The organism is Bacillus sp. JJ864 (assembly GCF_036963045.1).
GTDB lineage: Bacteria > Bacillota > Bacilli > Bacillales > Bacillaceae_G > Bacillus_A > Bacillus_A pseudomycoides_C.
On record NZ_JBALLY010000051.1, the window covers coordinates 1 to 9032 of the forward strand.

General features: G+C 36.2%; 12 protein-coding genes and 1 pseudogene. 9 read left to right on the forward strand and 4 right to left on the reverse strand.

The window, feature by feature from the left end; translation table 11 throughout:
- The first annotated feature begins 14 nt into the window (after window positions 1-14).
- The 6 genes and pseudogenes from V7024_RS09340 to V7024_RS09365 all read left to right on the forward strand — a co-directional run bounded on the left by V7024_RS09340 (window position 15) and on the right by V7024_RS09365 (window position 3431).
- Window positions 15-293, forward strand: a complete 279-nt coding sequence (locus V7024_RS09340; protein WP_335518738.1) for a cupin domain-containing protein — start codon at window positions 15-17, stop codon at window positions 291-293.
- A 382-nt stretch (window positions 294-675) separates the two neighbouring features.
- Entirely contained in the window at window positions 676-1059 is a 384-nt protein-coding gene (locus V7024_RS09345) for a hypothetical protein (protein ID WP_335518704.1), read from the forward strand.
- An 80-nt stretch (window positions 1060-1139) separates the two neighbouring features.
- Window positions 1140-1468 (forward strand): annotated as a pseudogene (locus V7024_RS09350) (DUF6176 family protein).
- A gap of 236 nt (window positions 1469-1704) precedes the next feature.
- Window positions 1705-2205, forward strand: a complete 501-nt coding sequence (locus V7024_RS09355) for an RNA polymerase sigma factor (protein ID WP_335518706.1) — start codon at window positions 1705-1707, stop codon at window positions 2203-2205.
- Window positions 2195-3214 carry an anti sigma factor C-terminal domain-containing protein gene (locus V7024_RS09360; RefSeq protein WP_335518711.1) on the forward strand — a complete coding sequence of 340 codons (1020 nt, stop codon included), beginning with the start codon at window positions 2195-2197 and terminating at the stop codon, window positions 3212-3214. Before V7024_RS09355 ends, V7024_RS09360 begins: the two co-directional genes overlap by 11 nt.
- Window positions 3215-3230: 16 nt before the next feature.
- Complete coding sequence (locus V7024_RS09365; protein WP_335518715.1) at window positions 3231-3431, forward strand: hypothetical protein; 201 nt, start codon at window positions 3231-3233, stop codon at window positions 3429-3431.
- A gap of 24 nt (window positions 3432-3455) precedes the next feature.
- On the opposite strand, the gene pepQ is transcribed toward V7024_RS09365, so the two are convergent.
- A complete protein-coding gene (gene pepQ, locus V7024_RS09370; protein ID WP_335518718.1) occupies window positions 3456-4553 on the reverse strand; it encodes a Xaa-Pro dipeptidase in 1098 nt (365 codons plus the stop codon).
- Window positions 4554-4700: 147 nt separating this feature from the next.
- On the opposite strand from pepQ, the gene V7024_RS09375 reads away from it, so the two are divergent.
- A complete protein-coding gene (locus tag V7024_RS09375; protein ID WP_335518720.1) occupies window positions 4701-5384 on the forward strand; it encodes a metal-dependent hydrolase in 684 nt (227 codons plus the stop codon).
- A gap of 39 nt (window positions 5385-5423) precedes the next feature.
- On the opposite strand, the gene V7024_RS09380 is transcribed toward V7024_RS09375, so the two are convergent.
- Window positions 5424-5588, reverse strand: a complete 165-nt coding sequence (locus V7024_RS09380; protein WP_335518723.1) for a hypothetical protein — start codon at window positions 5586-5588, stop codon at window positions 5424-5426.
- A gap of 232 nt (window positions 5589-5820) precedes the next feature.
- Here V7024_RS09380 and V7024_RS09385 point away from each other — a divergent pair, with 232 nt between their 5' ends.
- Complete coding sequence (locus V7024_RS09385) at window positions 5821-7134, forward strand: CBS domain-containing protein (RefSeq protein WP_335518726.1); 1314 nt, start codon at window positions 5821-5823, stop codon at window positions 7132-7134.
- Between the two features lie 94 nt (window positions 7135-7228).
- The gene (locus V7024_RS09390; RefSeq protein ID WP_335518729.1) at window positions 7229-7459 is read left to right on the forward strand and encodes a DUF3949 domain-containing protein; all 231 of its coding nucleotides are present in this window, start codon (window positions 7229-7231) and stop codon (window positions 7457-7459) included.
- Window positions 7460-7679: 220 nt separating this feature from the next.
- Here V7024_RS09390 and V7024_RS09395 read toward each other — a convergent pair whose 3' ends face one another.
- Window positions 7680-8438: an arylamine N-acetyltransferase family protein gene (locus V7024_RS09395; protein ID WP_335518732.1), complete on the reverse strand. Its 759-nt coding sequence runs from the start codon at window positions 8436-8438 to the stop codon at window positions 7680-7682.
- Window positions 8439-8453: 15 nt separating this feature from the next.
- A complete protein-coding gene (locus tag V7024_RS09400) occupies window positions 8454-8756 on the reverse strand; it encodes a YtpI family protein (protein ID WP_335518735.1) in 303 nt (100 codons plus the stop codon).
- Window positions 8757-9032: the final 276 nt, after the last annotated feature.

Sequence of the window (9032 nt, forward strand, 5' to 3'; positions counted from 1 at the left end):
CTTTTTAGTCTAGCATCAAAAATTTCGTTGTTTCAAATGTAAATAATCACTGTTTACGCATTGCTGTTTTTACAGGAGAATATGACTGGCATTTTCATTCGAATTCAGATGAGTTATTTATGGTAGTAGAAGGAGAGCTATTGATTGATTTTCAAAATCAAGAAACGATTACTTTGAAGCCAAATGATACGTTGCTAATTCCAGCGGGAACCATTCACCGGACAAGAGCATTAAAACGTACTGTAAATCTTTGTTTTGAAGATTTAGAGGCTGATACAGTTATCGTGGAATAGATCTCAACTTCCGGATAATTGATATGCGATGAAGTGATTGAAAAATATAAATACTAATTTAGAGAAAATTTTAGGGGAATTGTTAATTGAGGAAGAAATTTACGTGGTATAATATGGATTTAGTGTTGCTAATTTCAATATATATAAATACGATTTGAAAAACCAACATAAAAACCACTTTTTTTAGATGGGCGAGAGCGGCTGGCCATACTTGGAGCGGTCAGGGCCCTTTTCTGCCACAGGCAATGTTAAAACAAAACGAGCAAATGAGTGCATGTAACTTTTTGTTTTACATAACAGCAACTTTGATGTTGAAAAATCAAAATAGATTTATACATATAATTCATAATTAAGGATGACATATAAAATGAGGGAAAAAAGAATGGGTAGGACGTTTTTTAGATTTGCATTTACTGCTGCATGTACAGCTATGTTAAGTGCGTGTGGAAATGATGGAATAGATGGGACATGGGAACTGTCTCAAGAGAAACAAAAGCAATGTCCGGTATACTATAAATTTGAAACGGTTACAAAAAAGGAAGAGAAAAAGGACGTTATTTATCATTTGGTAGAGATGTATACAAATGACCAGAAAAAAGAAGATAAATATAAAGGGACATATAAACAAGAGAATAAAGGAGATTCATATATTCTTGACTACGGAAATTCCTTCATCTCAAAACAGCAAATGAAAAGAGACGGAAACAATTTAGAAGTGCTTTTTAGCGATGTAAATAAACGATGTACATATAAGAAAAGTGCATAAAAAAGGCGAGGGAACGAATGGAAGTTGAGTGAACTCGATTTAAAGTACAGCAAGGAAAGAGTAATCGCGTTGATGGGTGGATGAGCTGCTTAATGATCATATGAAAGACGATCTGTTGACATGAAACGACGAGAAAATGTACGTAGAGACAATTTTCCGGGAAATAGGTAACGGAGAAGAATACTTATATTGGTAATCTGTTCAAGGAGAAGGCGGTAAATACGTAGAAGAATCACAGCATGAGATTGATCAGAAACATTTGGAGTTCTGGTATGAATGTATCGGTGAAGAGGAGCCTCCTGTTGATATGAGGACAGAAGTTGTAATGATTCCGGAGAATGTACAGAAAAGCACATCGAGTTTTGATGTGCTTTTCTCTATGAATCCATTCAAATTTTTCGATATATAGATTGCGGCTATGGAGAAGAAAAGGAGTCTGCATTTGCTTTCTCCCTTTGTTTTACTTTGCATGTGGTAGGAAAGGGCACTGACCGCTTCTATGCATGGCCAGATGCTCTCACCCACCGAAAAAGAATGGTTTTATGTAGGTTTTTTAATTTAGATTTATATATTTGAGAAAAAATTTTATAAACTTTGTATACATTTTCCATGTTCGAACGTTAAGTATATAGAAAGGAGCGAATGATGAATTATGATACATACGAAGTACTGTTATTAGAAAAATCAAAAGTAGTATATCACTATTTACGAAAGCTTGGCGTTGAAACAAAAGAAGCTGAAGATATTGTGCAAGATACATTGTATAAGGCACTACTATTTATGGAAGATATTCCGCTAGATCGATTGACTCCATGGCTGTTTCGCGTTGCTATTAATCACCACCGCGATATATATAGAAAAACAAAACGTTTAAATCCGATTGCGCTTGAATCAGCTGTACTCATAGGTCAAAAATCACTAGAGGACGTCATGCTAACGAAAGAACTACAAGGGGAAGTACAAGAAATTTTAGAAACGATGAACCAAGATTACAAACACATTTTATTACTAAAGTACGAATACGAGCTCTCCTATAAAGAAATTGCAAATCTATTAGGAATGAAAGAAGATACGGTCAAAACAAATTTATATAGGGCACGAAATCAATTTAAAGAATTGTATAGGAGGAAAGTAGATGAGTCGTAAAGATTTTGATTTAAATATGGATGATAAACAGATGAAGGCTTTGATGAAAAAAGCGAAGCGGAAGCACTTGTTACGAAACTGGATTATTTCTATTTGTGCTACGATTATTGTTCTTGTTGGGACTTTTAGTATTATAGTTTATTTTACACAAGAAAATTATAAAAAAATGGGCCGAGAAGTAAATGCATTACATAATATCCAGGGACCTAATATGAGAGTGTATACACAGACGGAATTAAGTACGGGGTTAATGGGCGGTACCGTGATGTATAGCTCGTACAAAAATATAGCTGGCCAACCAGTTAAATGGGTTGACGAAATATATGAGTATTCTATGTGGGAGGTTAGTCAGGTAAATCATAATGGTAATGTAATATTAGATGAAGAACGTTCAAATAAGAAAGATGACTTTGAAAATATGCCAGACTATAACATACAAACGATGCAAAGAGAAATGCGTTTTTATTTACCGTTTATGAAATATATAAACTATGTAAATGATTTAGAGAACATAGGAGAAATGCAAAATAAAATGGCTGAAGTTGCGTTGTCTTTCGATAAAGTGTATACAACAGAGGAAGTTGTTAACATGTTACCGAAAGATATACAACCAGCTTGGTTTTGGGTAGATACATACGATGAAAAAAGGGGAGATTCTTACGTGGGACTAATCGACCCTAAGAGCGGTAGGGTTTTAAACGCTGTGATGTCTTTCAATGTGTTTGGATTTAAAGGTAGTCATGCGAAGAAGATGGAAGATGTGCAGAAAGATATAAAGAGAAATAGTGAAGAGTTTCTTAGCTCAATGAGATTTTTAACAGATGATAATAGTATAGGTGGATTTAAAGACTATTATGGTAAGAATTATAAAGAAATAAAAAAAATGCCTCCCAAAGACCTACCCATCTACGGTGTAGTCGTGACAGGGACAACAGAATCACTCAAACAACTACAAGGAGCACCTTATGTGAAAGCGGCTGTTCGAGGAGTGACAGTTGAGAAGCAATAGATGAGAGGGAGTTATGATGAAAGGAATATACGTAATCATTTATATTATTATATTTTTAATCGGAGTATCTTGCTACGTAGAGCAGTACTATGAAGGAGCTATAAGTGAATTTATAAGCGGATTTTGTATGTCGGTAGCTATTTTTATACACGTCATATCAATCATTCTCGTATTACTTCAATTAAAAATAAGAGAAAGAAAAGAAGGTACTTTCTAAAGCACCTTCTTTTTTGCGTTATCCTTATTTTACAAACTGTAATTCTTTCGGAAACTTCGTTAAAATTTCTACGCCATCTTTTGTAATGTAAACATCATCTTCAATACGAACGCCGCCTAAGTTTGGTACGTAAATACCTGGTTCGATTGTGAAGACCATTCCTTCTCGTAATGGTGAGTTGTTACCTTCTTTTACGTCTGGATATTCGTGAACGCTAATGCCAAGTCCATGGCCAAGGCGGTGCGGGAAGAAGTCGCCGTAGCCAGCATCTGCGATTACAGAACGAGCAGCACGGTCGATTTCACTAAATGTTGCGCCTGGTTTACATGATTCAACAGCATGTAATTGACCTTTTAATACAGTTTCATAAATATGTTTTTGGTCGTCGGAAATTTCGCCAAATGCAACTGTACGTGTAATATCAGAGCAATAGCCGTCAATAATTACACCTAAGTCAAATAGGACGAAATCACCGCGCTGCATTTTGTTCGCACCAGGAACGCCGTGCGGAAGTGCAGAGTTTGCACCTGTTAGTACCATTGTGTCAAAGGACATTTTATGTATGCCTTTTTTCTTTAATTCATGCTCGATTGTTGCAAGCACTTCAAGTTCAGTGTGATTCTCTTGAATGGCATTTACCCCAATTTCAACTGCATAATCAGCCATCGCAGCAGCTTCGCGTAAAATCGCAAGCTCTTTTTCGTCTTTAATTAAGCGAAGTTCGCGTACTTTTTCTTCAGCAGGTCTGAACGTTGCTTTTGGGAATAATTGTGATAAGAGCTCGTAACGTTCGACATTTAAATGTTCTTTTTCAATTGCTACTGTACCCGCATCAATGCCGCGTGCTTCAATTGCTTTTGCAATCATATCCCATGGGTTGTCTGTATCTGTATACCCAATAATTTCATGAGTCCAGCCAGCACCTCTCGCATGGCCTTCTTCCATTTTTGGGCAAATTAACATTGGTTCTTTTTCTTGGAATACAAATAGGCCAAGTAGTCTTTCGTGCGGTTCACAGTGGAAATTCGTCATATAGAAGACGCTCGGTGTAGAAGTTAAGAATGCAGCTTCTGTATTTTGTTCTTGCAGCCATTGCATTAATTTTTCTAATCTAGTATTCATAGATTCGCACCTCCGAAATTTTCATTACATGTATAACTTTACATCGAGTGAAAGTATTCTGACAAGCAAATAGATGTTTGAAAAGACAGGAAATTATGAAATCGTGTAGAATAAGAGGTGGAATGAAAACAAAGGAGGGATAAGCAGATGAAAGTATCATATCACGGTCATTCTGTTGTAAAGATTGAAACGAATGGAAAGGTTATTTTAATTGATCCATTTATTACAGGCAATCCGAAAACAGATTTAAAAGTTGAAGATGTAACAGTAGATGCGATTATCCTATCTCATGGTCATGGCGATCATGTTGGAGATACAGTGGAACTAGCGAAGAAACACAATGCGGTTGTCGTTGCACCGTTTGAACTTGCGACATTTTTAGGCTGGAAAGGTGTTCAAACACATCCAATGCATATCGGTGGTTCTCACACGTTTGATTTTGGAACAGTGAAGTTTACACAAGCATTTCACGGTTCTAGCTATGTGGATGAAGAGAATCAAACAATTACATATACAGGAATGCCAGCTGGAATTGTCTTTATGGCAGAAGGAAAAACAATTTATCATGCTGGAGACACTGCACTGTTTTCTGATATGAAATTAATTGGCTCACGTCATGCGATTGACGTGGCATTTTTACCAATTGGGGATAACTTTACAATGGGACCAGAAGATGCCGCGCTTGCAGCGGAATGGGTCGGAGCAAAAGTTGTTGTGCCAATGCACTATAATACATTCCCAGTTATCGAACAAGATCCGCATCAATTTGTCGAGAAACTAACCAGCGGTGTAGGGAAAGTATTAGAAGCTGGGGAAGGTATTGAATTGTAAAAAAAGAAACCTTCATTTTGCGCGGCAAAGTGAAGGTTTTTATGTGTGAGAAGGGTATAATGTAAATGTTATATTTGTTATATCATTTTTAGATTGTGGTGTGTCTGTTTCTATTTCTGTAGTTTCGTTTAACGCTATCGCTACTTTCTTTCCATCCACAAATGCTAACAATATCGCACCGATTAAATTTAAAGCTTTTTTCATATCATATCGCTCCTTTTCTCTTATTTCTTGTTTTCATTGTACGATAAAGAAATGAAACGAACCATCGAATGAGGTGACAAGGAAATTACATTATTGTAAGAAACTTGAATAGATTTGTTATAAAAAAAATAGTACAGATATAGAAACATGAAGTGTAACAGTTTTGGAAATATAGTATACTAAAAATACAACACATGAAGAATTTAGGGAAAAGAAAGTATGGTGAAATTAGTTGGCTACGAAACACAACCAAATTTTGGAGTATATCAACAGTTTGCCAATTGGGCATAAAATTTCTGTGCGCCAAATTGCAAAAGAGCTCGGCGTGAGTGAAGGAACAGCGTATCGTGCAATTAAAGATGCGGAAAATAAAGGATATGTAAGTACAATTGAACGGGTCGGGACAATTCGCATTGAACAAAAAAAGAAAGAAAATATTGAAAAGCTAACATTTGCGGAAGTTGTTAACATTGTCGATGGTCAAGTACTTGGCGGAAGAGAAGGTTTACATAAAACGTTAAATAAATTTGTAATTGGGGCAATGAAACTAGAAGCGATGATGCGCTATACAGAAGCCGGCAACTTACTTATTATCGGAAACCGTACACAAGCACATCAATTAGCACTTGAAGAGGGCGCAGCTGTACTCATTACAGGTGGATTTGATACGGAAGAACATGTGAAGAAATTAGCAGATGAGTTAAAGCTTCCAATTATTTCTAGTAGCTATGATACATTTACAGTAGCCACGCTTATTAACCGTGCTATTTATGATCAACTTATAAAAAAAGAAATTGTTCTTGTTGAAGATATTTTAACACCAATTGAAGAGACGGTATGTTTACAACCGAATGATACAGCAGAAAGATGGCATAAGTATAATGAAGAAACGATGCATGGCCGTTATCCGATTGTAGATGAAACAAATAAAGTGCTAGGTATTGTAACGTCTAAAGATATGATTGGTGTAGCAAAAGACACACCAATTGAAAAAGTAATGACAAAACATCCGATTACTGTAAACGGAAAAATGTCTGTTGCAGCAGCGGCACGTATGATGGTGTGGGAAGGGATTGAACTTCTTCCTGTTGTTGACGATAGCAATACATTGCAAGGGATTATTAGTCGTCAAGATGTGCTCCAAGCACTCCAAATGATTCAGCGTCAGCCGCAAGTTGGAGAAACGATTGATGATATTGTAACAAATCAATTTGTGAATCAGAAAGAAGCAAAACAAGATCACGCATATCATTTTTCTGTTACTCCGCAAATGACAAATTCAATTGGAACTTTGTCGTACGGCGTATTCACAACAATTGTGACAGAAGCGACCAATCGTGTACTGCGCGCGCTGAAAAAAGGTGACATAATTGTTGAAAATTTAACCATTTACTTTGTAAAACCGGTTCAAATTGACAACATTGTATCTGTCCATCCGAAAGTATTAGAAATTGGCCGGAAATTTGGTAAGGTTGAAGTAGAAGTACATCATGAAAGTAGTGTTGTTGGAAAAGCATTACTGATGGTTCAGTTGATTGATCGTTAAGTGGGGAAAGCTGCCAGTAAGGGTGGCTTTTCTTGTATAAACAAATATCTGAATTTTCTGTCGTGCGATATGATGGAAGAAGGAGGGCGTGTGTATGTTATTTGCTAGCATTGCACTTTTTTACTTTCTCATTATGATTCCGATTCAATACTCCTATATATCTGGTTTGAAAGAACGAATGAAAAGAACAGGCCTTACGCAAAATGAGTTATATGAAAAGATGTCATTTGAAGAAGAACAGGCGCATTTCAATTTACAAGGAAACTTGTTTAACTTACCGTCGTCTCTTGTTGCAAGTTATATATATAAATTGCGTCATCGTTAATATAAAAAGAAGAAGGAGCTGACTCAAAAGACACATAAGTGCCTTTTGAGTCAGTCCTTTCTTCCGTTATCGACCGTTCTTTGCAATATATCGGCGCTTCGACACGATAGAAAGACCCTTCGATGATATTCGACATACAAGTAGTCAATCCGCTGAGCTGACTCATACTGAAAAGTGAAAGGAGTTGACTAAAAAATGGACTTTTTAGTCAACTCCTTTTTCATTGAATTGCAATGCCGAATTCACGTAAAGCAAGTGCTCGAAAAGTTTGCGTATCAATCGTTTGTTTAGATTTCTGTTTTTCTTTTATTACGGTATATGTTTTGTCTGTGAGTGTAATGTGACCGTCGTCTGTTCGTTTTGTAAGCAATGGTGATTTATTAAAGGGTGACTTTTCGTGGTGGGTTATAATCTGTTTGGCGTTTTGTAAGGCTGTTTCATCAATCCGTGCTAGAAAGAAATCATAGCCAATTTCTAGCTTGCCGTCTTGATATTTTTCAAATGAGTATTCTCCGAAAGTTGTTTCTTTCTTTTGAATACGGTATATACCAGTTGGAGAAGTTATTGTTTCCCCTGTAAACGGAAGAGGTTGCAGAGCATGATGGGAACCGAAACCAACATCGATTAAGTATCGCTGTCCATTATGATGTAGAATCGTTGCAAAGTGTGTTTGGATGAGCCAATTTTCTTCGTTGCTAAAAACAGTCCCTCCAATTAAATGAACGTCAAATCCTAGTTCTTTTAAAGCGTAGTAAAATAAAGGATTCAGTTCATAGCAAACACCGCCGCGGCGATTGTCTATTATTTTTCTTTTTACATCTTCAAAGGTAATATGAACGTTTTCGTTTTGGATAATGCTCATATTTTCAAATGGTATATGCTTCGCAAATTGAGATTGTAACGTACAAATATCTTCAAAAGTCACATCTTGTTTTTCATATTGAATTCGGTTGAAAAAATCGTTTAGAAAGGTGTTCATTTCCTCTCACTTCAATTATTTTTGTAACTGCTCAGCTTCCTCAATCGCAAGCGGTAAGAAATGTTTATATTGGCGAATGCCGTTATAAATACTAGCTCCGCCAATGATTGCAAATAAAACGCCAACGATAATACGGGTCGTTGAAATTTCTAGGAAAAATTGATTTACACCAAATAAGGCAACAAATAACCCGAGTGCAATGGCTGATTTTCCTGCAAGCCATCCTTTCTCCATAGAACGGTTTGTACGAAAATATTTTGTTTTGTAGAAGAGATACAACATAAATGTAACGATAATACAAAAGACTAATACTGGCATGACCTCAATCCCCCATCTATTTGTACGTTATTTATTTGTAACTACTCAGCCATACATTTCATTTAGAAGTTTGGTAAGGGATAAGATTTAAGTAGAAATACGCCCATTATTACCTATGGAAAATTATTTTCATTTTTCAGCATATAGATTGCTGCCATGAAAATAAAAATGGACCTACAACTTGCTGCATTGCTTTGTTTTAAAACTTTGCGCGTGGCAGAAAAAGGAACTGACCGCTACTAAACATCGCCAGATCCTCTCGCCCATTTAAAAAAA